Annotated in this window: 23 protein-coding genes, 1 tRNA gene and 1 pseudogene; 8 read left to right on the top strand and 17 right to left on the bottom strand. The window is 58.5% G+C overall.

Going from position 1 to position 24,745, the window contains the following annotated elements; genetic code table 11:
• Positions 1–10 precede the first annotated feature (10 nt).
• The 6 genes from tssI to AABM55_RS04195 all read right to left on the bottom strand — a co-directional run bounded on the left by tssI (position 11) and on the right by AABM55_RS04195 (position 5,604).
• On the bottom strand, positions 11–2,077 hold the full coding sequence (gene tssI, locus AABM55_RS04220; protein ID WP_347928900.1) for a type VI secretion system tip protein TssI/VgrG: 2,067 nt from the start codon (positions 2,075–2,077) through the stop codon (positions 11–13).
• 321 nt (positions 2,078–2,398) lie between these two features.
• Positions 2,399–2,623, bottom strand: a complete 225-nt coding sequence (locus AABM55_RS04215) for a hypothetical protein (protein ID WP_347928899.1) — start codon at positions 2,621–2,623, stop codon at positions 2,399–2,401.
• Positions 2,624–2,798: 175 nt separating this feature from the next.
• Complete coding sequence (locus AABM55_RS04210) at positions 2,799–2,915, bottom strand: hypothetical protein (protein ID WP_347928898.1); 117 nt, start codon at positions 2,913–2,915, stop codon at positions 2,799–2,801.
• Positions 2,916–3,352: 437 nt separating this feature from the next.
• Positions 3,353–3,940: a hypothetical protein gene (locus AABM55_RS04205; protein WP_253416760.1), complete on the bottom strand. Its 588-nt coding sequence runs from the start codon at positions 3,938–3,940 to the stop codon at positions 3,353–3,355.
• Between the two features lie 3 nt (positions 3,941–3,943).
• A complete protein-coding gene (locus tag AABM55_RS04200; RefSeq protein WP_347928897.1) occupies positions 3,944–4,387 on the bottom strand; it encodes a DUF3592 domain-containing protein in 444 nt (147 codons plus the stop codon).
• Between the two features lie 314 nt (positions 4,388–4,701).
• The gene (locus tag AABM55_RS04195; RefSeq protein ID WP_347928896.1) at positions 4,702–5,604 is read right to left on the bottom strand and encodes a LysR family transcriptional regulator; all 903 of its coding nucleotides are present in this window, start codon (positions 5,602–5,604) and stop codon (positions 4,702–4,704) included.
• 92 nt (positions 5,605–5,696) lie between these two features.
• Between AABM55_RS04195 and AABM55_RS04190 the strand changes: the two genes are divergently transcribed.
• Positions 5,697–6,704, top strand: coding sequence for an aldo/keto reductase (locus AABM55_RS04190; RefSeq protein ID WP_103318476.1), 1,008 nt, complete (start codon positions 5,697–5,699; stop codon positions 6,702–6,704).
• A 15-nt stretch (positions 6,705–6,719) separates the two neighbouring features.
• Here the strand turns inward: AABM55_RS04190 and AABM55_RS04185 are convergent, their stop codons facing one another.
• The 5 genes and pseudogenes from AABM55_RS04185 to AABM55_RS04165 all read right to left on the bottom strand — a co-directional run bounded on the left by AABM55_RS04185 (position 6,720) and on the right by AABM55_RS04165 (position 10,571).
• The gene (locus AABM55_RS04185) at positions 6,720–7,343 is read right to left on the bottom strand and encodes a glutathione S-transferase family protein (protein WP_054595610.1); all 624 of its coding nucleotides are present in this window, start codon (positions 7,341–7,343) and stop codon (positions 6,720–6,722) included.
• Between the two features lie 151 nt (positions 7,344–7,494).
• Positions 7,495–7,804 (bottom strand): annotated as a pseudogene (locus AABM55_RS04180) (LysE family translocator); the annotation flags it as partial.
• A gap of 522 nt (positions 7,805–8,326) precedes the next feature.
• Positions 8,327–9,214, bottom strand: a complete 888-nt coding sequence (locus AABM55_RS04175) for an AraC family transcriptional regulator (protein ID WP_347928895.1) — start codon at positions 9,212–9,214, stop codon at positions 8,327–8,329.
• 219 nt (positions 9,215–9,433) lie between these two features.
• Positions 9,434–9,721 carry a putative quinol monooxygenase gene (locus AABM55_RS04170; protein WP_018929562.1) on the bottom strand — a complete coding sequence of 96 codons (288 nt, stop codon included), beginning with the start codon at positions 9,719–9,721 and terminating at the stop codon, positions 9,434–9,436.
• 613 nt (positions 9,722–10,334) lie between these two features.
• Positions 10,335–10,571 (bottom strand): AlpA family transcriptional regulator, encoded by a 237-nt coding sequence (locus AABM55_RS04165; protein WP_081013731.1) that lies wholly within the window; start codon positions 10,569–10,571, stop codon positions 10,335–10,337.
• 432 nt (positions 10,572–11,003) lie between these two features.
• On the opposite strand from AABM55_RS04165, the gene AABM55_RS04160 reads away from it, so the two are divergent.
• Positions 11,004–12,398 (top strand): PLP-dependent aminotransferase family protein, encoded by a 1,395-nt coding sequence (locus tag AABM55_RS04160; RefSeq protein WP_347928894.1) that lies wholly within the window; start codon positions 11,004–11,006, stop codon positions 12,396–12,398.
• Positions 12,399–12,404: 6 nt separating this feature from the next.
• Here AABM55_RS04160 and panB read toward each other — a convergent pair whose 3' ends face one another.
• Both panB and AABM55_RS04150 read right to left on the bottom strand, forming a co-directional pair.
• A complete protein-coding gene (gene panB / locus AABM55_RS04155; protein ID WP_054595606.1) occupies positions 12,405–13,220 on the bottom strand; it encodes a 3-methyl-2-oxobutanoate hydroxymethyltransferase in 816 nt (271 codons plus the stop codon).
• 381 nt (positions 13,221–13,601) lie between these two features.
• Positions 13,602–14,819 carry an MFS transporter gene (locus AABM55_RS04150; RefSeq protein ID WP_054595605.1) on the bottom strand — a complete coding sequence of 406 codons (1,218 nt, stop codon included), beginning with the start codon at positions 14,817–14,819 and terminating at the stop codon, positions 13,602–13,604.
• A gap of 332 nt (positions 14,820–15,151) precedes the next feature.
• Between AABM55_RS04150 and AABM55_RS04145 the strand changes: the two genes are divergently transcribed.
• The gene (locus tag AABM55_RS04145; protein WP_347928893.1) at positions 15,152–17,191 is read left to right on the top strand and encodes a methyl-accepting chemotaxis protein; all 2,040 of its coding nucleotides are present in this window, start codon (positions 15,152–15,154) and stop codon (positions 17,189–17,191) included.
• A gap of 116 nt (positions 17,192–17,307) precedes the next feature.
• Positions 17,308–17,384, top strand: a tRNA-Met gene (locus tag AABM55_RS04140).
• Between the two features lie 123 nt (positions 17,385–17,507).
• Here AABM55_RS04140 and AABM55_RS04135 read toward each other — a convergent pair.
• Positions 17,508–18,611, bottom strand: coding sequence for a DUF2817 domain-containing protein (locus AABM55_RS04135; RefSeq protein ID WP_347928892.1), 1,104 nt, complete (start codon positions 18,609–18,611; stop codon positions 17,508–17,510).
• 190 nt (positions 18,612–18,801) lie between these two features.
• Here AABM55_RS04135 and ggt point away from each other — a divergent pair, with 190 nt between their 5' ends.
• On the top strand, positions 18,802–20,646 hold the full coding sequence (gene ggt, locus AABM55_RS04130) for a gamma-glutamyltransferase (protein WP_347928891.1): 1,845 nt from the start codon (positions 18,802–18,804) through the stop codon (positions 20,644–20,646).
• A gap of 46 nt (positions 20,647–20,692) precedes the next feature.
• Here ggt and AABM55_RS04125 read toward each other — a convergent pair whose 3' ends face one another.
• Positions 20,693–21,526 (bottom strand): alpha/beta hydrolase, encoded by an 834-nt coding sequence (locus AABM55_RS04125; protein ID WP_054595601.1) that lies wholly within the window; start codon positions 21,524–21,526, stop codon positions 20,693–20,695.
• Positions 21,527–21,823: 297 nt separating this feature from the next.
• On the opposite strand from AABM55_RS04125, the gene AABM55_RS04120 reads away from it, so the two are divergent.
• Both AABM55_RS04120 and AABM55_RS04115 read left to right on the top strand, forming a co-directional pair.
• Complete coding sequence (locus AABM55_RS04120) at positions 21,824–22,126, top strand: type II toxin-antitoxin system HigB family toxin (RefSeq protein ID WP_347928890.1); 303 nt, start codon at positions 21,824–21,826, stop codon at positions 22,124–22,126.
• Positions 22,127–22,129: 3 nt separating this feature from the next.
• Entirely contained in the window at positions 22,130–22,501 is a 372-nt protein-coding gene (locus AABM55_RS04115; protein ID WP_103318411.1) for a type II toxin-antitoxin system HigA family antitoxin, read from the top strand.
• A gap of 151 nt (positions 22,502–22,652) precedes the next feature.
• Here AABM55_RS04115 and AABM55_RS04110 read toward each other — a convergent pair whose 3' ends face one another.
• Together AABM55_RS04110 and AABM55_RS04105 are read right to left on the bottom strand one after the other, a co-directional pair.
• Complete coding sequence (locus AABM55_RS04110) at positions 22,653–23,006, bottom strand: gamma-glutamylcyclotransferase family protein (RefSeq protein WP_347928889.1); 354 nt, start codon at positions 23,004–23,006, stop codon at positions 22,653–22,655.
• A 99-nt stretch (positions 23,007–23,105) separates the two neighbouring features.
• The gene (locus tag AABM55_RS04105; protein WP_347928888.1) at positions 23,106–23,747 is read right to left on the bottom strand and encodes a LysE family transporter; all 642 of its coding nucleotides are present in this window, start codon (positions 23,745–23,747) and stop codon (positions 23,106–23,108) included.
• Between the two features lie 159 nt (positions 23,748–23,906).
• Here AABM55_RS04105 and AABM55_RS04100 point away from each other — a divergent pair, with 159 nt between their 5' ends.
• Positions 23,907–24,716 (top strand): AraC family transcriptional regulator, encoded by an 810-nt coding sequence (locus AABM55_RS04100; RefSeq protein ID WP_054595596.1) that lies wholly within the window; start codon positions 23,907–23,909, stop codon positions 24,714–24,716.
• The last annotated feature ends 29 nt before the right edge of the window (positions 24,717–24,745 follow it).

The following is a 24,745-nucleotide window of genomic DNA, read 5'->3' as shown; positions in this document are numbered from 1 at the left end:
TAGCTGTCGTTCAGCAGTTGATGTCGACATTGGGCGAAAGAATCTCGATTTCCGAAGCCGTTATGCGGAGGGTGCTCTGGCCGCACGATAGGCGAATCTCCTGGTCGGCCGTCAGCTCGATGACCTTGCTGCCCAGCTTGATGCTGTTGCCGTCCAGGCTGATACTCGAACCCTCCTCTGCGCCGCCAACGCCAATGTGGTAGGCCTCGCCCACCGAAACGGATTTCTTCTTCAGCACCTGGGTGGTCTGGCTGAGGCCGACGACGGTATTCATCATCATGCCGACGTTCAGGCTGTAGCCAAATCCGACGTTTTCCATCCGGCCCATGCCAACGTTCTGCAAGGACGCCATCAGGATGGTTTCCGACTTGTTCATGCCAATCTTCACTGTCTCGTTGCGGTCGACGGTCTTGTCGCGGTTGGCATGCACAGTGATGCTTTCGTTGTTGTCCACTGTCTCGTTGCGGTCATGCTTCACATGAACCGTCTCGTCATGGTCGATGGTCTTGCGCCGGTCATGCCCGACCCAGTGGCTTTCGTCATTCTCGACGGCAATGTCCTGGTTGCGCTCGGCATGGATGTACAGCTGCTCGGCGCCTTTCTTGTCTTCCATGCGGATTTCGTTGAAGTTGGCTGGCGTGCCGCCTTTGCTCGAACGGCTTTTCATGCCGCTCTGGGTCGCGTTGGCGGGCAGGTCGTAGGGCACCGTCTGTTCGGCGTTGTAGACCCGGCCGGTGATGATTGGCCGGTCGGGGTCGCCTTCGAGGAAGCTGACGATGACTTCCTGGCCGATTCGCGGGATCTGCATCGAGCCCCAATTCTTGCCGGCCCAGGCCTGCGACACACGAATCCAGCAGGAGCTGTTTTCGTTGGACTGGTCGTGGCGGTCCCAGTGGAAGTGCACCTTGACCCGGCCGAACTGGTCGGTCCAGATTTCCTCGCCGGCCGGTCCCACCACCACGGCAGTCTGCGGTCCCTTGACGGTGGGTCGCGCGGTATTGGCCAGCGGGCGGTAGCTCTGTTGCGCGTCGATGCAACTGAGGCTGCTTTCGAACTGCGTACCGGGCGAGGCGCCGCCGGTTTCCAGGCCTTCCTGGGCGATGTAGTAACGCGCGCCGACGATCAGGTATTCGCGATTCTGGTCCTGGCGACCGAAGCCGGTGAGGCTGAACAGATGCCCCGAGCCCAGGCCCCGGGCGTTGCCGTTGAGCTTGACCCGTTCATGCAGGCTCTGGATGGCTTCGATGCGGGTGCGCGCGTAGTGCTCGCCGTCCTGGCTCTGCACGTAGGTGCCGGGGTAGTCATACAGCGGATAGTCGCCGGCGGTGTGCGGGCGCGGCATGGCCGAGCGCACGTCGATCCGCGCGCTGGGGCGCTGGAAGTCGTAGTCGTTGAGCTCCAGGGAACCGGGTTGGACTTCCTGGGCCAGGTGCCAGCCGTTGAGGTGATCGCGCTCGCGATGCTGGCCGTCCGGCGGGTAATACGGCAGCGACTCGTAGCCCGGGGCGCTGTGGTGGGCACCGTAGGCGTCGGCCAGGACCAGCACGTGGCGATCCTTTTCGTGGCGGAAGTAGTAGTAGATACCTTCCTGTTCCATCAGCCGGCTGACGAATTCGAAGCTGCTTTCGCGGTATTGAACGCAGTATTCCCACTCGCGATAGGGCTGGCTGAGGGCGTCTTCGAAGTCGGAGAAACCCAGGTCGCGGAACACCTGCTTGATGATCTGCGGGACGCTCAGGTGCTGGAAGATCCGGCAGTCGGAAGTGCGGGTCAGCAGCCAGAGCCAGGGGCGCAGGGTCACCGAATAGCTGGCGAACTGGCCCTGGCTGACGTTCTGGCTGCAGCGCGCGACGATGCCGTGGAAGTACCGCAGGCCGCCCTGGACCTGTAGCGACAGGCTCATGGGCTTGCCCAGCAACTGGTTGAGGTCCAGGTTGCCGTCGTTGGAGGTCAGGTGCAATTCGTAGTCGAACAGCCGGCCCAGTTCCTCACCACCGCCGAAGTCCTTGAGCAACAGGACATCCGGCCCGAGGGGGCTGTTGATCTGGGCCAGGCGGGTGGCTTGTGTGAATAGCATCGGTTATCTCGTTGAACGATAGGTGAAGCGCCGTAGCCCTTGTAGGAGCGAGCTTGCTGGCGATGGCGGTGTATCTGATACACCGCGAGGCATTGATCGCCAGAAAGCCGGCTCCTACAGGGGTTATGGCGTGATCAGGTGGCGTCACTGAATTGGTAATGCAATTCGTTATTCCGCTCGCCGATCCGCACTCCCGCCAGCACCTTGCCTTCGAGCTTTGGCGTGGGACGATAGCTTGGCGATTGAGGTCGAATGGTGTAGCGGGCGATCCTGCGCCTCACCTAGGTGGGCAGCCCAGAGCAGGGCAGATATGAAAGGTCATCAAAACTGGTGGTCCATCATCAGGTCGAGAGTGGGGCGAATTATGAATGATCTGATGTTTTCAGGAAACAGGGCTTTCACCGCCGCATCTATGATGCTCTTGATGCCTTTACCTTTAGCATCCACGGCGCTTGCGACCCCGGCGTTGAGATCCAAACGGCCAGCGGCATCGATACTTCCGTTACCACTAGTGTGCTGTTCTCGAAATAGTTTCCCATCAGGCACACTCGCCTCTCGTGCGTCAGAGCACACTTACTCGCGAACAGCGGGGATGAGAGCTAGGCTGCTAACTTCACGGTAGCTGCATCGTATTGTGACTCTTCAACCGCCAAGCTGAAGAGCGCCATACACCCCCTGCTGTAGTCACCAGAAGCCCGCTCGCCAAAGCGGGCTTCTGCATTCAGGCGTTCTGCCGAGCGGCGGATTCGGCTACCGTGGGCCGTTTGGCTGCTTTGGATTCGAGCCAATGATCAATATCATGCTCGAACCACCCTACTATTCCGCCGCTTAATCGCACCGAAGGTGGGAATGAAGGGTCGTTAGCTCAAGACGCCAAAGTGTTGAAGGGTTGATGCCCCCTAGCTTTTTGCAAACGGCTTTCCGGCGAATGATCTGCATGACTACCTCTGCGCTTTATCAGTTGCATGCAGTGTCAGCAGCGGTCATTCCCAAGTCACGGAGTCTCATTTTATTATTTTCACCTCTCGAAAATCCGTGATTCGCTCTCTCGATAAAGGACGCGATACTAACCGGGCTTCTAGAGCTGCGAAGAGGGTAGCAAAAGCCAAAGTGTATACGAGGGTGACTATATTCCGCGGGATGGCGCACAGCCCCCCTTGCAGAACGGGACCTGCAGGTCAGACTTACGTTTTAACGTCTAGCGTTGTTGAAATCGAAAAAGCCGCGTTGATTCGCGGCTTTTTTGTGGGCGTTATATCGACCTGCTATGCGCGACTAGAACAGATAGCCCATGTAGATCGCGGCGCCTCCACCGGCCTGCACACCAGCGTTCATGCCGGCCATGACCACCGCCCCCTTGGCCGACTGCAGCAACTGCCGGTTGACCGTGGAGGAGGCAATGAGCGAGGTCGCCGGGTTGGAGCTCAGAACCGCCGCCAACGCCAGCAGCTTGGGATCAAGCCCGAACAACAGGGCCGTGGCCGAACCACCGACCACCAGCCCCGCCCCCACTTCGGTATACAGGCAAGGCCCGGTGATGTCGTCACTGGTCAGGTCACGACTGACCAGGGCGTCGCTGACAAACACCTTGCCAGTGCTGGGAAAAGCCTCCGCAGCACCGGCTGCCCCTACGCTCTTACCCTTGAGCTGGATATTGATCTTGCCGAAACGCGGCAGGCGCGCGCCAAATCCGACCCCCAACCCGACGCCGCCGTAGCGGTAGCTGACGTTCTCGCCCTGGGGCGAACGCAGGATGATCGAACCGCCACTGCCCGCCACCAGGGCTACGGTCAGACCGCCACCGCTGGCGGTCTGATACTGCCAGCGACTCTCATTGAGCGGGATCGGGATGTTGTAGCTCATCGTTCAAAGTCCTTTATGTGAATGAACTGCGCCGCGACCGCACTGGCGGATAACCCTTAACAGGCCGGCAAGGGTGAACAGCAGACCAATACAACCCAGTACCCCGGGAGTGGCCCACAGTGCGGCAGGGGTATCGACCACGGCGCTACTGGCCGGCTGCTCGGGCAGGTAATACACCCGCACCGGCTGATCCTGCTGATAGCCAAAAATAAAGCCGCCCTGGGGGTAGGAAATCTTTTCACCACTGCTGGTGGTGAAGGCGATTTCGGGATGCGAACCACCGGCATTCAAGTGGCTGACGATGCCATCGGCGGTCTGTGCGTGGGCGAGGAATTCGCGTCGTTCAAGCGTGAGATTGACGGCAATGCCCAACAAGCCGATACCAATCAGGGCAAAGAGCAGCCCCTGAAGCATCTTCCCGAGGCGTGACGGGGTGAGGTTAGCCATGGCTTGTCTCGGTATTCGTCCATGAAAGAAGGCAGTCAGGATAACAAGAAACCACCGGGAAGTGCTTTGTACGACGCAGCAGATAATGCCTGTTCGAGCATTGCGACGTCCTGACCGAAGCAAGGAAAGTATCGACACTCTCGGCCAACCAGGAGCAGACCGAAAGCTGGATCAATGCCGGCCATCCTTTTTAGGGTCGAGCTTGCGAGCAAGTGGGATCGGCCAGTTGCTTGGCGGGACCACTTTCGGCTGTGGATTCAACCGGTCGCGAGGACAACAATCGCCCCTTAGCTGCCGGTCGCGATGGTTCTGAATCAGGTTCGCAAGTCACCCGCCCTGATGAATTCGATGAACGCTTTCAAGGCTGGTGGCACATGGTGCCGGCTGGAGTAATAAAGAAAGAATCGGCTTGGCGGTGCTTTCCATTCCTGGAGTATTTCTCTGAGATGCCCGTTCCGGATATCGTCGCGCGCCAGTTCCTCGTAGACATAGGCAATACCAGCGCCATCTTTCGCCGCTTGGATCATCAGCGCATCGTCTTCCAGAATGAGCGGGCCTGTGACGGACAACCGTATCGGTTGACCGTCTGCTTGATATTCCCAGGCGTAAAGTTTGCCACTGGGAAAACGTCTGGCAATGCACGCATGGTCGAGCAAGTCGCGGGGTGCGTGTGCGATCCCCTTCGCGGCCAGATAGGCATCCGCAGCAACGGTCACGAACGATTGAGGTGCGCCGACAGGGACTGCGATCATGTCGCCGGCCAGGCTTTCACCAAAGCGGACTCCAGCGTCAAAGCCGTCGTTCACGATATCGGTCAATCCATCATCGGTGATCAGGTCCAACTGAATGCGTGGATACCTGGCTACGAAGGGCGCGAGCACTTGCGCAAACACAATGCGAGCCGCCGGACGCGCCACGTTGAGTCGAAGTTTGCCAGTGGGCACTTCCTGCATCGAGGTCAATTGCGCCAACGTATCGGCAACCTGCTGCAGGGTCGGGAGCAGCGTCGCCAATAGCTGCTGTCCGGCTTCGGTCGGGGTTACGCTACGAGTGGTTCGGTTGAGCAGTCGGACGCCCAGGCGCGCCTCCAACGCGCGCATCGCGTGACTCAACGCGGAAGCCGAAACGCCACGCTCGTCGGCGGCCTTGCGAAAGCTGCGATGGCGAGCAACGGCGGCAAAGGCATCGAGTTCAGATAGATCGGGGGGCTGACTCATGAATGTCGTTCAGTAGTTCAAATGCGATTACTCATCTTATCGTCGTGAGATCTCTCTCGGATACTTCTCACATCATTTGTGCAGAGGTCGCTATGCAACGGAATCGTCTTGGTTCATCGGATTTTCTTATTTCACCTATTGGCCTGGGGACATGGGCAATCGCCGGCACCGGTTGGGAGTACAGTTGGGGAGCGCAGGATGACAAGGACAGCCTGAGCGCACTTGAGTATGCCGTCGAACGCGGCGTGAACTGGATTGATACCGCTGCGGTTTATGGCTTGGGCCATGCGGAGCAATTAGTGGGGCAATTGCTGCGTCGGGTGCCGGCCTCGCGGCGTCCTTTGGTGTTCACCAAAGGCAGCTTGGTCTGGGACCCGGTCACGAAGGCGATTTCGCACTCACTGGCCCCCCAATCCTTGCTCGCCGAGATCGACGCAAGCTTGCGCCGGCTTCAAGTCGAGACTATCGATCTTTATCAGATCCACTGGCCTGCTTTTCCTGCCGACGCAAGCAGTGAAGGTATTGAAATGGCGCTTTCGGCTTTGGCTACCGCGCGCGATCAAGGAAAAATTCGCGCTATCGGTGTATCAAATTTCAATGTCGCTCAACTCAAGCGGGCACAGGCGGTGACAGAGATCGTTTCGCTCCAGCCGCCGTACTCCGCCTTGATGCGAGACATCGAGAAGGACGTCCTGCCATTCTGTGAGCGGGCCGGGATGGGTGTCCTTGCCTATTCCACGCTTCAATCGGGGCTACTTTCCGGCAGCATGACACGCGAACGCATCTTGCAACTGCCCGAAGACGACTGGCGTAAGGCCCGAAGTGCTGACTTCCAGGAGCCCCGTTTGAGTGCGAACCTGGCATTGGTTGATGTTATGGCACGCATTGGAGAAAGGCACGGGGTGAGCGCTGCTGCGGTTGCCATCGCCTGGGTACTTCGCAAACCGGTAGTCACGGGCGCTATTGTCGGTGCCCGCCGTCCCTCACAAGTAGACGGGCTGATTGCAGCCTCGGAGTTGCGCCTTGACACGGCGGAAATCGACGAAATTCGGCCGTTTCTGCCGTCGGGCATGGGAACAAATGTCCCTGGCGCCGCCTGACACCATGCTGAACTATTACGGAGTCCCGTTTCTTCCATGCAGGAGGTAGCCAGGTCGACGACTCAACCGTTCGTAATAGGCACTTACAGCAGGAAAGTCTGGATGATCGAGCGGTGTTTCAAACCACCGGTTAACCGACAGGCCTATCGGTATGTCTGCGAGAGAAAACCCGTCTTCACTGACGTAGGCTCCTGTTGATTCGAGTTGTCGATTCAGGATCTCCATGTGCCTTGACCACAGGCTGCAAGCGGCTGCCAAGGCTCTGCTGTCCTGATGGTCAGGCGAATGCCTGACCAACGACATGAAGGCATACGTCCACGATTTGTTGAGGTCCGACGCTTGCCAGTCTATCCATTGGTCCACCCGCGCTCTTGCTCTCGGTTGGACCGGGTAAAAATGACCTCCGTTATAGCGAGACGCCAAATACCGAATGATCGAGTTTGACTCCCAGAGCACGAAGTCGTCGTCCAGGATCACCGGCACCGTTGCGTTGGGGTTCAGCGAAATGAATTTGGGCGAGCGCGTCGACTTGAAGCCAGACCCCCAATCCTCTCGCTCAAAGGGGATTTCGATCTCGGCGCATGCCCAAAGTACCTTTCGTACATTGATCGACGATGCCTTACCCAATATGCGCAACATTTCATGTCCTTATCGTTCAGGGTGGTTGGTCAGGGGCTTTCGATAACCCACTCGGATCTTTTTCTAGTGCGCCCGGCGCGATGCACAGGGGCCGCTCTCAAATCCGGGTGACGCAGGTTTACCGCGCCGCGCCAACCGCAAACAGACCGGTTCAGCGCCGCCCTTCCACGGCCATGCGCACGGCCAGCCCGCGCGGACCGTCCCCATCAGCCAGCGTTGCACGATCTGCCACACGGGCCTGCTGGCGAGAAATGTCGCGATGGGGCCAGCCATGACGGCAATCAGCGCGTTGACGCTCACGCTAATGACGATCTGCGTAAAACCGAGCACGATGGATTGCGCCAGCATGCTGCCGTGGTCGGCGTGTTGGACTTGACCGCTTGCCAGGCAAGGTAGAGCAGATAGCGCGCGCAGCCGAGTCGCAGCGCGTCATACGCATAGGGAACCGCCAGACCAAGACTGCGATAGTAGGGTGGTCAAAGGGGGGAACGTTAGATACAGATTGACTGACAAAACGTCATACAGCGGTCGCAGCACCGGGTATCCGCTCCCTGGGAATACGTTTGACTTCAACGTGAGCAATGGCTTGCCCCAATAGCGCATCCAAACACTCTGACGCGGTCAGCCGCGTGCATTATGGATGAGGGCTTTCGGTCAGGAACTGCCTGTTGTGACAGGCCGGAATCGACCGATTCTGTTGAAAAACTCGGCCATGGTTTGCGCATCAAAAAGTGCGCATCCGGGATTGAAATCTTTACTTTTGGCAGAGGCTTCCAGAGTCGGATTTTACGTAGCCGCGTGCAAAAAAGGCGTTTTCACCAGTCAATGATCGGGCAGTTTGGGCAGATCGACTTTTTCAACAGAATCGGCGTTCTTGTTTCTGTGTTTCCCGGGATTCCGTGAAGAACCAAAATTTAGTCGGCGCCTACAACCACGCCCAACAACACCCTGTCGCGGCAGCGGGGGGCTTGGGCCTTGTCGCGCTACAGTTCTGCCGCGAAGGTCTTGGCTTTCTTCGGCGTGACACCGTACCGTTGCTTGTAGACCTTGATGAAGTGGGAGGTATTTTCATATCCCACCTCCGCAGCCGCGTCGGTGACGGAATAATTTTTAGCCGTCAACAGCTGATGCGCGATGTCGACTTTTTTTTCGATGATCCAGCGGTTCGGGGTGGTGTTGTAGCTGCGCCTGAAGTCGCGAATAAAGGTCGACACGCTGCGTCCCGCCAGCAGGGCATAGTCTTCAATCTTCAGCTTGTGCGAATAGTATTGCTCCATGAAGTCGGTGATGAGGCGGCGTTTGCGGCTGCCGCCGCAGGATAGCTCGCGCAGGAAACGGAAGGACTTGTCCTGGATGGCGATCAAGTGCAGTAGTTCGAGCAGTTTCAATTCCAGCAGCGCGTCGGAGCCCTCCGCGCCCTTGTAGACATAATTCAGCGAATCGATATAACGCTGAATCTGTTCATTGGCGTGCAGGGTATAAGTGCCGTGCACGTTTTTCTGCAGGCCGTCCGTGTGCGAATTGCCTGTGCCGACCGCGCGCGACAGGTATTTGGCGATCAGCTTGTCGTCGAAAAACAGCAGCACCGCCTCGAAGATATCGCTGCCAGTGACGTAGTCCGATACCGTGTAAACGCCTTTGGAGAGGAAAATCAAATGATTCTCGTCAACGACATTGGCCATGGCGTCATAGTCGCGAATAATCTGCTTGCCCTGCTTGATGTAGACGATCAACGGCGTGGCGATATAGATCGCCTTGTTTTCCAGGTTCGTTTCAAGCGTTTTATGGAGGATGGACGAGCTACCGTCAGCGAGGATAGGCTTTACGTTGCGCATCGAATAAAGCGCCGCCGGTACTACTTCGAGTGTCATTGCTATGGCTTCTCAACAAATTGGCCGCCCCCATTTGGACAGGACGGTATCCAGCAGCGCGACATGCTGCTGCCCAAGCGTGTAGGACGTTCGGGACGGAAGAGGATATCCAGGAAAATAGCAGAAAATACATAACAGCAAGTAGCGCGTGTATGCCAGAGATGGCGCCGGAGGCGCGGCCGGACTCGCCGCACGCGCCCTGCCGCTGACGTTACGGCATCAAACTTCGCTGAAGTAGCCGCTGACCGGCGCACTGCTCAGATGCTCGACGATGACGCTCCACTGACCGCTCGAGATCATCTGGTCGACGTGGGTGCCGTGCATTTCACGCGAATCCCAGGCTTCCACCAGCGTGAACGCGAGTGGATCTTCCAAGTGGTTGAGGATCTTGACCGTTTGGCAACCGTCCACCTTCGGCAGATTGATCTTCACGTCGTTCATGATGTCCTTGAACGATTGCAGTTTTTCTTCTTTTACATTAAAGCTGATGACGAGATTGACGGACATATTACTTCTCCAGTTGGATTTGACTACAAAAAACATCATCGATTGCAGGAACCATAGATTGACGAGGTGACCAAACAAAATGCGCAGAATACGAAAAGAATGTTCAGGCTTTCATTTGCTGTTCCGTTCCCGGATCTAACATGGCCAGGCCGACCAGCGAAACCACTAAGTTCTTGATCCATTGTTTGACCTGGACTGCCTCAATAAAATCTTTTCCTTTCACATGATGCTCAGCGCTAGCCCAAAACCCTCTTTCGTTAGAGACTATTATGTAAATTCCTTTTTGGTGTAGATTCGATATGGCGCAAAGAATTCGCTATGGAAGCAACGACTATATATATAGTTAAAAAATGAAAATGATTAAAAATGATTAAAAATGCACGATTCCAGTCACTTTTGCGTTTTTCTTGCGCGACAGCCGATGGCATGCGCCGCCTGCGGGAACGGAGAGTCAGGCGTGGTCCAAAAACGGCCTATCTTGGGTAACTCGGGCGAGCGGAATACTTCCACCGAAGCAATGGAATTTTAATGATTTGGGAGTCGGGGTGTTGGCGCCGACGCCAGAATGCCCCTTGGTGCCGGAATCCGTTGACCTTGGGAAGGTCTGAAGTAGTCAGCGATTTTTAATGCCCTCCTTGGTTGAGGTCCAGGTAGCTTTAGATTCGAGCCAAAGATCGAGATCATGCTCAAACCAGCCCACTACCCCACCGCTTAATTGCACCGAAGCCGGGAAGGAAGGGGCGTTACGTTCAAGACGCCAGAGCGTTGAAGGGTTGATGCCTCCCAGCTTTTTGCAAACGGCTTTCCGCGGATGATCTGCATAACTACCTCTCCGCTTATCGGTGTGCATGCAGTGTCAGCAGTGTGTATTCTCAGTTCACGAATTCTCACTTTTTTATTTTCAGCACGAGAAAATCCGTGATTCACTCTCTGGATGACTTATCTACAGGAAGCGGGACAAACCGCGCATCAACACCTGGAAATAGAGTAGCCAACATTAAAGTGTATACGGGGGTGACTATATTTCTGCTTCCAGCGCAAACATCCCTTCAGCCACGGCCCCTGCAGCCTCGACTTCCGGTTTAACGTCTAACAGCGACCGTGGTTTACATGGATCTCGATAGACTCAAAATCCCCGTCATCACTCGATGATACGGGGATTTTGCTTTTTGGGATCGCCCCCTCAGCATGGCAGACTGTTGAAACAACACGCCTCAGGCACACCACGCCAGGTCGGCAGCGTTGTCATGAGGTGGGCGCACAGGGATGACAGTAAGTGAACATGGATACAAATAAAGGCACTTCCTTCGTCTATCAGGCGGTGTACCGCTATCTCGTCGAGTTGATCGAGACCGCCCATTCGAAACCTGAGCAGAAATTGCCATCCTTGCGGCAACTGGCCCAGCGCCTGAACGTGTCGGTGTCGACGACCAAGTACGCCTATTCGCTTCTCGAGGACGAGGGGCGGATCTATGCCAAACCCAAGTTCGGTTATTTCACCAAGGCGATGCCGGCACCATTATTGAGTGAAAACTCGCCCAACTTGCTCGACAAGGTGTTCTCCAACGCACGCCAGCCAAGGATGCTGGCCCTTAGCAGCGATGCGCCAGCGATGCTGTTGTCGCTGGAAAACCCGCTACTGATGATGGAGCGCGAACTGGCCCGGCAGTACCCACGCTCCCATGCACCGCTCTATCAGCCGTTCGGCGAGCCCGAGCTGCGCGGCGCTCTGGCCGATCGCTACACCAGTTCCACTCACCGCTACTGGCAGGCCGAGCATGTGTATATCGGCTCGGACCTGCGCAGTGTGCTGGAGTTGTCCCTCAGTGCGCTGAATCTGAGTGGCACTGTGGCGCTGGTGGAATCACCTTGCTCGTGGGCAATCCTGCGCCAGTTGCAGGCGGCGAAGATCCGCGTGATCGAAGTGCCCCTCGGCGAGGATGGACGTTTCAACCTGCCCGCGCTCAGTGAGCTGCTCAGGCGTGAGCCCGTCCGGCTGGCGGTGCTGTCGTCGACCGTGAACATTCCCCAAGGCAAGCTGATGCCAGCGCAGGATAAACAGCAGATCTGTCGCTGGCTGGCGGAGCGGGATGTCTGGCTGTTCGAAAACGACAGCTACGGTGAGTTCTGCTTTTCCCCCAACCACGCCCGCTATCGCGATTTTGCCGATCCGGAAAAACTGCTGGTGTTCTCGACCTTCGACAAGATCATCGGCTCGGAAGCGCCCTACGGTTATGTCCTGTGTCGTCGGCACGGGCCGCAGTTGCATCGGCTATTCCTGGAACGGGCATTTCGCCTGTCGCCGATCCGTCAGAAAGCGATCGCCAAACTCTTCAGTTCCAAGCGCATCGATCAGCATCTGATGGTGCTGCGAGCCATGTTGCTGGACCGTATGAAACGCATGAAGGCCCTGCTGGAGGAACACGCCGATGGCCAGTTGCGGGTGGTCGCCCCCCAAGGCGGCGCGACCTTCTGGCTCGAGGCCAGACACTCAGCGGACATGCGGCGGGTGTTCGAGCGCTTGCTGGCCCAGCGCATCGTCATCGCCCCAGGGGAAATCTTCAGCCAACAGGGGTTCTGGCGGCATCACTTGCGCCTGAGCTACACCCTCGACTGGAGCAAGGACATTCCCCAGGCCCTGAAGAAACTGGCCCAGGCTATCGGCGAAGAGCACTAGCCATACCTAGAGCCCATAGCAATGCCGCGCTTCAGGGAAGCGGCCATGACGCACCTCTTCGGCAAAACGCTCGCAAGCGTCGCGAATCACCGCGCCGACATCGGCGTACTGTTTGACGAAGCGCGGCACTTGCTCACCGCCCAAGCCCAGCACGTCTTCAGTCACCAGCACCTGGCCGTCGCAAGCCGGTGAAGCTCCGATGCCGATGGTGGGCATTTTCGAATCCAGGGTGATCTGCCGAGCCACACCTTCGGCTACACCTTCGAGCAGCAGGCTGAAAGCTCCGGCTTCGAGGTTGGCCCGGGCATCCTCGGCAATCACCGCAGCGGTTTCGGCGGACAGACCCTGAGCCTTGAAACCACCCATGACATTGACGAACTGCGGCATCAGCCCGACGTGAGCCATGACCGGAATACCACGTGCCACCAGGAATTCGACGGTACCCGACAGGGCCTTGTTGGCTTCCAGCTTGACAGCATCGCAACCGGTGCGCGCCAGGACCTGGGCACAATTGCGAAAGGCCTGTTCGTTGGATTCCTGATAGCTGCCGAAAGGCATGTCGGCGATGACACAGGACAGACGTGTACTGTCAACCACGGCCCGGGTGTGGCCGATGATTTCTTCAAGCTGCATGCTCAGTGTCGAGGCCCGGCCATAGCCGACCATTGCAGTGGAGTCACCGACCAGAATGAAATCGACGATAGGGTCGATCAGCTTGGCAATAGAACTGGAATACGCCGTCAGGGATACGATTTTCTGTTGGCCCTTCATCGCGACCAGTTGTGGAACCGTCAATCGTTTAGTACGGGTATGGATGCTCACAAGTGTCTTCCTGTGGTGATTGAACCCCCCGCGGGATGGGCGTAGGAGGTGCCCGATTATTGGTTAAATGCAAGGAAACTCAATGTACAGATTTGCGCTAAAAAGCAACCCAGGTGCATTGCCTGATTGCCCCTCCTGGCAACTAGATGGACATTGCCGGCTATAGACCTGGTCGCATTTTTCAAATGGCACGACCTATTTAAGGGACTGGGTTCGGATGTTGTTTCAGTCGCGAGTTTTCATGAATACCTGTTTAGAGCCCCTTGATAACGCCCCCTATTTATCCACGATCCCGTCGCTTTTCCCGGTGACGTGGCGAATCTGAACGCAAAAAAAAGCGCCGACGGGATCGTCAGCGCCTTGGCCTCACGAGGGTTCTGCTCAGGCTTTTCGGGTCCTTGGCAAAAAGATCGCCAGCACCCCGAACAGCGGCAAGAACGAACACAGCCTGTACACGTATTCAATGCTGTGAATGTCCGCCAGATGCCCCAGCAGCGCCGCACCAATCCCGCCGAAACCGAACATCAGGCCGAAGAACACCCCGGCGATCATGCCGACATTACCCGGCACCAGTTCTTGCGCGTAAACCACGATGGCCGAGAATGCCGAGGCCAGGATGAAGCCAATCACTACGCTCAAGATGCTGGTCCAGAACAGGTCGACGTGAGGCAGGATCAAGGTGAATGGTGCAACACCGAGAATCGAAAACCAGATCACCGCCTTACGGCCGACTTTGTCGCCAATCGGCCCACCAAAAAAGGTCCCCGCCGCGACCGCTCCGAGAAACAGAAACAGGTGCAGCTGCGAACTGGCCACCGACAGGTCGAACTTCTCGATCAGGTAGAACGTGAAATAACTGGTGAAGCTGGCCATGTAGAAATACTTGGAAAACACCAACAGCCCCAACACCACCAACGCGCTCACCACCCTGCCCTTCGACAGCCCGTGAGTCGCCGCCTGGCCCTGCTTGAGCTTGAACAGGCTCAAGTGATTGGCGTACCAGCGGCTGATGCCATAGAGCACCACCAACGCAAACACGGCGAACAATCCGAACCAGGCGACATTGCCCTGACCGAACGGAATGATGATCGCCGCCGCCAGCAACGGCCCAAATGCGGAGCCGGCGTTGCCACCGACCTGGAAGGTCGATTGCGCCAACCCGAAACGCCCACCCGAGGCCAACCGCGCCACGCGAGAAGCTTCCGGGTGAAAGGTCGAGGAGCCGATTCCGATCAACCCCGCTGCCAACAGAATCAACGGAAAACTGCCGACCTGGGACATCATCAAAATGCCGACCAGGGTGCAGATCGCTCCTGCCGGCAGCAGATACGGCTTGGGATGGCGATCGGTGTAGTAACCGACCCATGGCTGCAACAGCGATGCCGTGAGCTGAAAGGTCAGGGTAATCAGGCCAACCTGGGTGAAGGTCAGCCCGTAATTGGCCTTGAGCATCGGGTAGATCGACGGCAGCACCGACTGAATCAAGTCGTTGATCAAATGCGCCAGCGCCACCGCGCCGATGATTCGCATGACCAACGGGCTGCTTTGCGAAGTCGCGAGTGCCGGCGATGCGACAGTTTGAGCGTTACTGGTAGCCATGAGAGTTTCCATACAGCGTAAAGGAGAGCACTTGCAGGTGCGACAATGTGCCATCTTTCGGTGCAGCAACGCCATCCCCTTAGCCTGCTAACGATCTCTGGATTGTCGGCCGTCAGATGCTAGCGCAGTGCCATGGTCTGAATCTTGCCTTGCTTATCCGCTTCAACGCGGCCCCTTACAAAGGGGATCGAGAATGGGAAGTTTCACCACAGCGCCGGTCCCACATGACCCGCCGAGGTGAACTTTCGAGGCCTTTTATGAGGGCACAGGGTGCGGCCATAACGCCGCGACCGCACGCCATTGGTGCGTGGTGCCCAGAGGAGTAGTCGGGCATGCAGGCTTTTCTGGCACCGGGGATTGGACTGCTTGGGCGTTTCGGTTTCGCCCGCAAGTTTCAGTTGTTGTTTCTGCTGTTTATCCTGCCGCTGGCGGGCAGCTTGTGGATGATTGGCCAGGATTACCGCGACAAGCTCAGCCTGATCGCCGGCGAGCGTGCCGGTGTGCGCCAGCTGATCGCCCTCGACGCGCTGGACAACCTGCTCGCCGCCCAACGCGACCGCGCCGCGCGCTGGCGCGCCACCGAAACCAATCGCCAGCCAACACCGGCCACTGTCGCCGCGATGGCCGCGTTCGATGCCGTACAGCCTGCTCTGAATCAAGCCGTGAACGATCTTGGCCATGCGCTGACAACCGAAGGGGCCGAGGCCGACACCCTCAGTCGCTATCAAACCCTGCAAACCGCGCTCAATGGTCTGGACTCGAAAAGCCTGAGCAGCGTCGGTTGGTGGCCGGATGGCTATGAACGTTTCACTGCGGCCCTCAGCGCATTGCAAGCACTGCGCGAACAGATCGCCATGGATAACCGCCTGACCCTGGCTCCCTGGCTGGAAACCTACCTGCTGACGCAGATCTCGACCCAGCACGCGCCTGACCTGATCGAACGGGTCGGTCGCCTTGCCAGCATCGGCCAGGCATCGGTGGTGTCCGGACAATTCTCATTGCAAAGCCGTCTGCAACTGCGCGATCTGCGCGGCCGCATTGGCGACGCTCGCGAGCAACTGATCAAGACTGGCAGCTTGCTCGAAGCACGACTACCCAGTGCATTGCAAGCCTGGGCCGGGCAATACCACGACAGCCTCAAGCATCTGGACACCGGACTGAAAGGCCTGGATGACGGCATGTTCGGCGCCAGCATCACGCTCAAACCAGAAGACTTCGAACGCAACCTCGACGCCCTCCTCTCTGACCTCGCCTCGCTGCGCCAGCAAACGCTGGTGTCACTGGATCAGCGTCTGGACTACTACCACGGCTCGGCCATTCGCCAGTTCATCCTGGTGGCGAGCGTCCTCGGTTGCCTGCTGCTGGCCGCGCTGTATTTGTTCATCTGCCTGCAAGCTTCGATCCGCCGTAGCGCCAGCGGCATTACGCTGCTCGCCGAAGCCCTGCGTGATGGCAACCTGAGCCTGCAAGTGCCGGTGCACGGTCGCGATGAGCTGGCAGCGATCAGCACCGCGCTCAACGTTGCGGTGGTGCAACTGCGCACCAGCCTGCTGGGGGTCGATCACGAAACCCTGCAATTGGGCAACGCGGTGCGAGCCCTCAATACTCACGCCAGCGAGGCACTGGGCGAAGTCGAAGCCCAACAGTTGCAGATCAGCCAGATCGCTGCTGCGGCCACGCAACTGGCCGCCACTTCGCAAGGGGTCGCCCAGAGTTGCGAACACGCCTCAGGCAGCGCTCAGCAGACCCAGCGCATTGCCGCCGAGAGCAGCCGTGACAGCCAACGCACCACAAATCAACGCCTGAACGATACTGCCGCCGCCCTTGGCCGGGTCAGCGAACAAGGGCAGCAGATTCAACTGGTGGTGGACACCATTCGCGGTGTGGCCGAGCAGACCAACCTGCTGGCGCTCAATGCCGCCATCGAAGCCGCCCGCGCAGGCGAACAAGGCCGGGGCTTTGCGGTGGTCGCCGATGAAGTGCGCAGTCTGTCGCAGCGCACTCAATCCTCCACCGCACAGATCGCCGGCACCGTCGACAGCCTGCGCAGCACTGTCAACGAAGCCGTGACCCTGATGGAAGCCGCCTGCGGCCAGGCCCAAACCGACGCACAAGCGGTTACCGGTCTTGGCGAACGGCTGGGGGAAATCGCCAGCGCGGTGCAAAGCGTCACCGATACCCTGGCGCAGATCGCGACGGCGGTAGAAGAGCAAGCCAGCACGGCCGATGAGGTCAGTGGCAACATCCAGCAAGTCGATCAGGCCGCCGTGCGCCTGCTTGAAGGCGCACGAGCGGTGAACCTCGCGGCGGACACCTTGAGTTCAGGCAGCAAGGCATTAAGCGAGAATACCGGGCGGTTTCAGCTGGGTTAAAGCTGAAAACTCATCCGTTTTTATGGGGCGGGTTGATAAGCGGTTGAAAGCGTAGAGAAATATTTTAGATTTACGCTTGACACTTCATCGTTACGAGCCAATAATGCGCGCCACTTGGCTACATAGCTCAGTTGGTTAGAGCATAGCATTCATAATGCTGGGGTCCGGGGTTCAAGTCCCTGTGTAGCCACCAAGTACTAAAAACGGCTTACCGAAAGGTAGGCCGTTTTTTTATGCCTGAAGAAAAGTACCCGGCCCACCGACGGCTCACATCGCTCTGTGAGCCGCAGGATTCATCAAGCGCCGAAGCGCTCGACTATAGCGTGGGCAATGCCGACAACGCCTTTTCCCATATCTGCCGGGTGCGAACCCAGACCATTTCCTGCCAGTCACTGTCAGCGGGATAGAACTGCTCAACAAGTTTCAGCTTGATCGCCCGCCCCACTGCATCACCCGGATTGCCGTGCAGGTGCAACCAGTGATCGTCACGCAGATGAGCATGCACCGCCTCTCCCGGGTAGGTGCCGCACTCGATGACAAACGGCATCAGGCGCACCTGCGGCAGCGCATCAAGTAGCGCCTGCGAGGTGTAGCCAGTGGCCGATGCGGCAATCCCGGTTTCGCTGTGGGTCTGCGCACCGGTTTGAATGGTGTAGAGCCACGGACCGTAAATGGCCTGCGCCTGCTCCAGTGCCGGATAAGCCACTTGCGTAACGGTCAGCAGCATCGGATGGCCGTACTCTCCCGCACCGGAGTGCAGGTCGAAACACATGGCGACCTCGGCCTGGGAGAGATGCGCCGCAATGATCTGATGCAAGGTCCGGTTCGACCAGCTCGGCGCCAGCCCACCGTAAAACAGACCGTCGGGATGACTGTGCTGGCCGCCCTCGACAATCGACATCACTGTCGGCCAGCCATGCTCGCTTAACTGCGTGGCAAGCAAGGCATCGGCGCGTTCACGCTCCGGGCCGTGTAACTGGTTGAAGGCATAAATCGGGTGAAGCGCTGCGTAGGCCTGATTGTCGGGCAACGGCCGATCAAAGTTCAGGTGATTGCGGTTCAGATCGATGTTGTCTTCGTTGACGCGACGCAGCCACGCCGTGCCCCAGGGATTGATCAAGTGGATCATCACCACTGCGACATCGGCGGGTAGTGGGCGTTTGCCGAACTCGTTCAGCCAATTGATCTGGCACTCAGAACCGTAGAAGCCCTCAACCCCGTGGGTGCCGCTCAGCATCACCAGCAAACGCTTTGCACCGGGGTCGCCGAGCACCGCCACGTCAGTGCTCAACGACTCGCCAAACGGCCCTTTGAGTGGATGCGGGTATTCGGTCAACCGGGCTCCGGCTGCGGTCGCTGCCGCCAGGAATTGTTCGCGCTGCGAACGGTAACTTGGCTGCGTTGGGAACTCGGTCTGCATGTCGGCCTCTTGTTGTTATTGATGTGTTTTTAGCGAAGATCTAGCGCCTCCGACCCTACAGAAAAACCCAGCATCGAAGAAGAGAAAAGCTGCCCATCCGTCGACCAATACGCACAAGACCAGCGTTGCAGCTGGCTCAAGGCGCAGATACAGTCCATTGATCCTTTATCCAACGGACGGAGTGCCCCACGTGTTCCCAACCTTCCATTTGAGTCGCTACCGCCTGACTGCCCTGTCGCTGCTCGCCGCCGCGCTGACCCTCGCTGCCTGCAGCGCCCCGCCCGCTTCGTCGGCCATCAGCGCCTTGCCCGTGGCCCCGGAAATCGCCTCGGGGTTTCGCACCGACCTGCACACCCAATACGCTGCCAAACACATGGCCGCAGCCGCCAACCCACTGGCAGCCGCAGCAGGACGGGAGATGCTGCGTCAGGGTGGTTCGGCAATCGACGCCGCCATCGCCATGCAAGCGGTGCTGACACTGGTTGAACCGCAATCCTCCGGGATCGGTGGCGGCGCGTTGATCGTGCTCTGGGATGGCAAGGCGGTGCGCACCTACGACGGCCGCGAAACCGCACCCGCTGGCGCGACTGAAAAGCTCTTCCTGCAAGCCGACGGTAAACCCATGCCATTCCCCGATGCGCAGATTGGTGGTCGTTCGGTCGGAACACCGGGGGTGTTGCGTGCATTGGAGTTGGCCCATCAAAAGCACGGTCGTTTGCCATGGGCGAAGCTGTTCGAGCCGGCCATTGCCCTGGCGGAAAAGGGCTTTGCGATCTCGCCGCGCCTGCATACGATGATCGCTTCCGATCCGTTCCTGCCGCGCTCCCCTGACATGGCGGCGTACTTCCTGAATGCCGATGGCAGCCCGAAAGCCGTTGGTACGTTGCTGAAAAACCCGGCACTGGCCAAGGTCCTCAAACGTGTTGCCACAGAAGGCCCGAGCGCATTGTATGAAGGTCCAATTGCTCAGGAGATCGTCGCCAAGGTTCAAGGCAATGCCAACCCCGGCAGCCTTTCGTTGAACGACCTCAACGGCTACAGCGCCAAAGAGCGTGCCCCGCTGTGCGCCGACTACAAGCGCTGGCAAGTGTGCGGCATGCCGCCGCCATCATCGGGCGGGATCGCCGTGGCGCAGATCCTCGGCACCTTGCAGGCACTCGAAAGCAACGACAGTCGCTTCACTCTGGCGCGACTGAAACCACTCAAGACCGATAAACCGGCGGGGCTCGAACCCGCGCCTGAAGCCGTGCACCTGATCGCCGAAGCCGAGCGCCTGGCGTACGCCGACCGCGCGCAGTACGTCGCCGACTCGGACTTCGTGCCGGTCCCGGTCGCCGGTCTGGTCTCCCCTGCCTACCTGACCAACCGTGCAACGTTGATCAGCGAACGCAGCATGGGCAGCGCCAAACCCGGCACGCCACCGGGCATCCAGGTGGCCTACGCCCCAGACCGCTCACCACTGCGGATCTCTACCTCGCAGGTGGTGGCCGTCGACGATCAGGGCGGTGCCGTGTCGATGACCACCACCGTTGAAGCCGCCTTCGGCTCGCACCTGATGGTGCAGGGTTTCATGCTCAATAATCAGATGACCGACTTCTCGTTCATCCCCGAAGAAAACGGCCAACCCGTGGCCAACCGTGTCGAGCCCGGCAAGCGCCCGCGCTCATCCATGGCGCCGACGCTGATCTTTGATCGTCAAAGCGGTGAGCTGGTCGCGACACTCGGTTCGCCCGGCGGCTCGCAAATCATCGAGTACGTTGCCAAGTCGGTGGTCGGCCTGCTCGACTGGAACCTCGACCCGCAAGCCGCCATCAGCCTGCCCAACTTCGGCAGCCGCAATGGCTCGACCGAACTGGAACAAGGCCAGTTCAGCCCGGCGCTGATTCAGGCCCTCAAGGACAAAGGGCATACGGTCAATCAAATCGACATGACCAGCGGCACCCAGGCCATCGTTCGCGTACGCGACGCTCAGGGCAAAGCGGCCTGGGCCGGTGGCGCCGATCCACGGCGTGAAGGTGAAGCGCTGGGGGACTGATCGACTCTGGAAATGACCAAGGGCTTACCGCGAGGCAAGCCCTTTTTTATTGTCTGGCGCCAGCACACTGGATCGGTCGATCCCGCCAATCGCCCCATACCTTGTCCAGCCCCTCGGCATGGGACACACCTGGCAAGACCACCACTTCCAGGCAGTCAGCCTGCCCTAGCGCCCGACGATAACTGTCGACCAGGGCCGGCGGTACGATGGAGTCGTCAGCGCCGACCAGGTGCCGTTGCCGAACATGAGCCAGGCGCGCTCGGTTATCCAAGGGTTCCAGCGAGCCGGTGAGCGGACTGAGGTTCAATCGCTCGGCCCACAACCTGGGGCTGAGATTACCGGCCAGGGTTTGCACCTGGGCAATATCGTCGCGGCGAGCCGCTAGCAACAAAGCCAACGCGGCACCGCCGGAATAACCGATCAGCTCAAAGTCCTGGTTGCCGTAGCGACTTTTGATCTGGTTCAACGCCTGATCGAGACTGTCCAGCACCTCGGGAGAAAAGCGCCGCGCGGTCCACAGTGCCGGCACACACCCTGGCGTACTGACGAACTGACAAGGACGCGCGAGGTAAAGACTCGGGGTCGGATCACTGAACGCCATCCCGGCAATCAGCAACTGCTGTGGACTGGGGTCGAGGCTCGGCTGGGAAGCCGTCGCCCAGGCGTGGCCGTCACCTTCCAGGTAAAGACGGATCCGACGGCTATCGGGACGTTTCAACGGAGTACTCAGCATCAGCGGAAAAGCTTGAGTAACGATTATTTCCACATGCTGAGCATGCTCTGACGCCAGCGCTTCCAGAGACTGTCTGGGCGACTGGCAACCACTCAGCAAAGCGCCGAGCAACAACGCAATCTTCAAGACACCTGGTTTGCGCTTCATCTGCTCCCTCCGACACGTTCGACCAGGACAGACACCCACGCCTGCTGCCACCCAGTGCGCGATTGTAGTCGTAAATGACGGTCAATTCGTGCCGTTACCCGATAGCGAAGTGCAGGTATGTGAACGGCCACATCCAGCAATGATATTTGCGCCTGACCTATCCAAGGGCTTGAACAGCGGTCGCTATGCTTGAGTACCGGGGCATTGAGTGACATGGACAGCAAACTCGATCCGCCGTACATCGCTATTCACCTACAGCAACTTGCAGCAGTCCCAGCATGGGACTAGGATCGTGCCATGAGAATTATCGCTATCAGTCACATGAAAGGATTCTGGGAGGAATACCCTGACTCAGAGCAGTCATTCCTGGCCTGGATTGACGAAACAAAGGACGCCAACTGGGCAAGCCCTGCGGATATCAAGGCCAATTTTGGCAGCGCCAGTATCCTCAAGAGCCGCAGGGTGGTGTTTAACATCAAGGGTAACGCCTATCGGCTTGTCGTCGCCGTGGCCTATCGCTTCGGGGCCGTATACATAAAGTTTGTCGGCACTCACCAGCAATACGACGTTATCGATGCCGATACCGTTGAAATGGAGTAACCCATGAACATTCGTCCGATTCATACCGAACAGGACTACCGTGCAGCCCTCAAGGAAGTATCTGCACTATTCGACAACGAACCAGAACCGGGCACGTCTGAAGGTGACTACTTCGACATCATGATTACCCTCATTCAGGCCTACGAAGCGAAGCAGTTCCCGGTTGACCTTCCCAACCCGATAGATGCGATCAAATTTCGCATGGAACAATCGGGCTTATCTGCTGCTGACCTGGCCCCAGCCATTGGCCGGACAAACAGAGTGTATGAAGTACTCAACGGCAAACGGGCGTTGACACTGCCCATGATCTGGAAACTCCATGAGCTGTTCGGGATTCCGGCAGAGAGCCTGATCAAGCCCGTCAGAGATATTTAAGCATTGCGCGTTTCGTTCGAAAAAAGCGAAACACGCAAGCTTGAGCTTTCCTCCAGGCTCCACTGATATCAAGCCGGCACACCCAGAATGATGCGCGAGGCCTTGATCACCGCCGTGGCGCTAACATTCAAGCAGCGCCTGGCCTGCAGACTCACGCACTCACATACACCCATGCCTCGATCCCGGACGCCAGCACTACGCTGACCCGCTTGTAATCCGAGACTTCATAGCTGTCAGCAGCCGCCAACTCCGCTGGCGTGATCCGGAACACCATACCGGGGATCGGCGCACTGTCAGCACTGCCGGGACGCAGGATAGGATGGTGAGTCTTGCCACTGGTCTCCAACACTTCGGGGTCGGTAATTTCGACCCAGGACTGCTCGTAACCGAGCATCTGATCCGCACTACCGGACAACTCGCGCCCGAAGTTGGTGAGCTGCACGGCCTTGTCCTGCAGCGTTCCGTAGGAAAACAGGTAAACCTGCGTATTGCTTGAATCAGTCATCAGCGAACCTCGTCTCTAAAAGTAGCGTTTCGGATGTCTTGCTCGTTCACCGGGCGAAAACCGACAGCCATTCTGGGGACGCCTTATCCCCGTAACACTTCAACGATTCGCCACCAGATGGGCGCCGAACAGCACGTAACAACTGCCGGCAAAGCGCTCCAGCCATTGCCGTGAACGACCATAAGCGCCCGCTACCCGGTAGCTGGCAAACAGCAGCGCTACGGCGCAATACCAGCTGAAGGACAGCGTAGCCATAGTGATCACCGCCAGTGTCAGCAACATCGGCGGTGGCGAAGCCGGCATTGAAGTGGCGAAGATGGTGGCGACGAACAGCGCTGATTTCGGGTTGGTCATGTTGCCCAGAAATCCCTGGCGATAGGCCGAAAACAGCGTGCGGTATGGCTCGCTCGACCCCGCACTTGCACCGAGGCTCAGTGCCGGTTTGCGCTTGAACTGCTTCAAGCCCAGATAGATCAGGTAGCAACCACCGGCGATCTTGAATGCCAGATACAGCGTCGGTGCGGCGGTAAACAGCGACTTTATTCCCAGGCCGCCGGCCAGCCCCCACAGCACAGTGCCTGTCGCGACACCCAACGCAGCCACCACTCCGTGGCGCCGCGAGCAACTGGCGGCCAGTTGCGCGGTGGTAAAAAAGTTTGGCCCCGGAGTAACCACCGCGACGGTCCACAGCAACGCCAGCGATAACAAGGGGGCAGCATAGGTCAGGTGTTGGAGTTCCATCTGTGAATCACCTCTATGTGAGCGGTGGAAAAACCGCAGAACAACGCCCACGGGTTTTACTCGACCTTAGGCACAGCAATCAACCGTTATCCGGCTGACAGCCAACCCGCAGCTGAGCTACCGTGTTCGTCACCGAACACCCGGACACGAAGACTCCCCATGGGCAAGCAGAAAATTCTCACCGACTGGTTCCAGCGCGCCCCCGATTCGGGCGGGCTGGAGCGTATCGAGGCATTTTTCTCGGGTCATGGTTACGACCTTCATCGTCACGACACCTATGCCATAGGTCGCACGCTGTCGGGGGTGCAAAGCTTTCAGTACCGTGGCGGCTGGCGACATAGCTTGCCGGGCGGGACCATGGTGTTGCATCCCGACGAAGTCCACGATGGCGAGGCCGGTACCGAGGACGGCTTCAAATACCGGATGCTTTACGTCGAGCCGGCACTGATCCAGCAGATGCTCGGCGGCCAGCCTTTGCCCTTTATCAAGACCGGTATTTCCACTGATCCACGCTTGTTCGCGGCGACCGAGGTCCTGTTGCAGAGTATCGATCGCCCCCTCGATCCGTTGGAGCAGCAAGATGCGCTGTTTGATCTGGCGCAGGCCATGAGCGCGGTATCGGGGGTGCCCACCCATCGTCAGAGCTTCGATTACCTCGCGGCAGAACGCGCTCGCGAGTTCATGCACAGCGCCCTCGACCAAACGCTGACCCTGGATCAACTGGCCGAACACAGCGGGCGTGATCGCTGGAGTCTGTCGCGGGACTTTCGCCTGCTGTTCGGCACCAGCCCCTATCGTTACCTGACCATGCGCCGCCTGGATCTGCTGCGCTCATTGCTGATGCAGGGTGAGTCGCTAACCAACGCCGCGCTGATCGCGGGCTTCAGCGATCAAAGCCACATGACCCGGCAGTTTGGCAAAACCTACGGCCTGTCACCCGCCCGCTGGATGAAAATGCACCGCCGCTGAGCCGCGCACAATCGTGCAAGAAGTGCACT

The organism is Pseudomonas helvetica (assembly GCF_039908645.1).
Lineage (GTDB): Bacteria > Pseudomonadota > Gammaproteobacteria > Pseudomonadales > Pseudomonadaceae > Aquipseudomonas > Aquipseudomonas helvetica.
This window is presented reverse-complemented; position numbering and strand designations above follow the sequence as displayed.

Coding starts and splice junctions, on each gene's coding strand:
- tssI (WP_347928900.1), bottom strand. CDS start 2,077: ATGCTATTCACACAAGCCACCCGCCTGGCCCAGATCAACAGCCCCCTC.
- AABM55_RS04205 (WP_253416760.1), bottom strand. CDS start 3,940: ATGAGCTACAACATCCCGATCCCGCTCAATGAGAGTCGCTGGCAGTAT.
- AABM55_RS04200 (WP_347928897.1), bottom strand. CDS start 4,387: ATGGCTAACCTCACCCCGTCACGCCTCGGGAAGATGCTTCAGGGGCTG.
- AABM55_RS04195 (WP_347928896.1), bottom strand. CDS start 5,604: ATGAGTCAGCCCCCCGATCTATCTGAACTCGATGCCTTTGCCGCCGTT.
- AABM55_RS04190 (WP_103318476.1), top strand. CDS start 5,697: ATGCAACGGAATCGTCTTGGTTCATCGGATTTTCTTATTTCACCTATT.
- AABM55_RS04185 (WP_054595610.1), bottom strand. CDS start 7,343: ATGTTGCGCATATTGGGTAAGGCATCGTCGATCAATGTACGAAAGGTA.
- AABM55_RS04175 (WP_347928895.1), bottom strand. CDS start 9,214: ATGACACTCGAAGTAGTACCGGCGGCGCTTTATTCGATGCGCAACGTA.
- AABM55_RS04170 (WP_018929562.1), bottom strand. CDS start 9,721: ATGTCCGTCAATCTCGTCATCAGCTTTAATGTAAAAGAAGAAAAACTG.
- AABM55_RS04165 (WP_081013731.1), bottom strand. CDS start 10,571: ATGCACACCGATAAGCGGAGAGGTAGTTATGCAGATCATCCGCGGAAA.
- AABM55_RS04160 (WP_347928894.1), top strand. CDS start 11,004: ATGGATACAAATAAAGGCACTTCCTTCGTCTATCAGGCGGTGTACCGC.
- AABM55_RS04150 (WP_054595605.1), bottom strand. CDS start 14,819: ATGGCTACCAGTAACGCTCAAACTGTCGCATCGCCGGCACTCGCGACT.
- AABM55_RS04145 (WP_347928893.1), top strand. CDS start 15,152: ATGCAGGCTTTTCTGGCACCGGGGATTGGACTGCTTGGGCGTTTCGGT.
- AABM55_RS04135 (WP_347928892.1), bottom strand. CDS start 18,611: ATGCAGACCGAGTTCCCAACGCAGCCAAGTTACCGTTCGCAGCGCGAA.
- AABM55_RS04125 (WP_054595601.1), bottom strand. CDS start 21,526: ATGAAGCGCAAACCAGGTGTCTTGAAGATTGCGTTGTTGCTCGGCGCT.
- AABM55_RS04120 (WP_347928890.1), top strand. CDS start 21,824: ATGAGAATTATCGCTATCAGTCACATGAAAGGATTCTGGGAGGAATAC.
- AABM55_RS04115 (WP_103318411.1), top strand. CDS start 22,130: ATGAACATTCGTCCGATTCATACCGAACAGGACTACCGTGCAGCCCTC.
- AABM55_RS04110 (WP_347928889.1), bottom strand. CDS start 23,006: ATGACTGATTCAAGCAATACGCAGGTTTACCTGTTTTCCTACGGAACG.
- AABM55_RS04105 (WP_347928888.1), bottom strand. CDS start 23,747: ATGGAACTCCAACACCTGACCTATGCTGCCCCCTTGTTATCGCTGGCG.
- AABM55_RS04100 (WP_054595596.1), top strand. CDS start 23,907: ATGGGCAAGCAGAAAATTCTCACCGACTGGTTCCAGCGCGCCCCCGAT.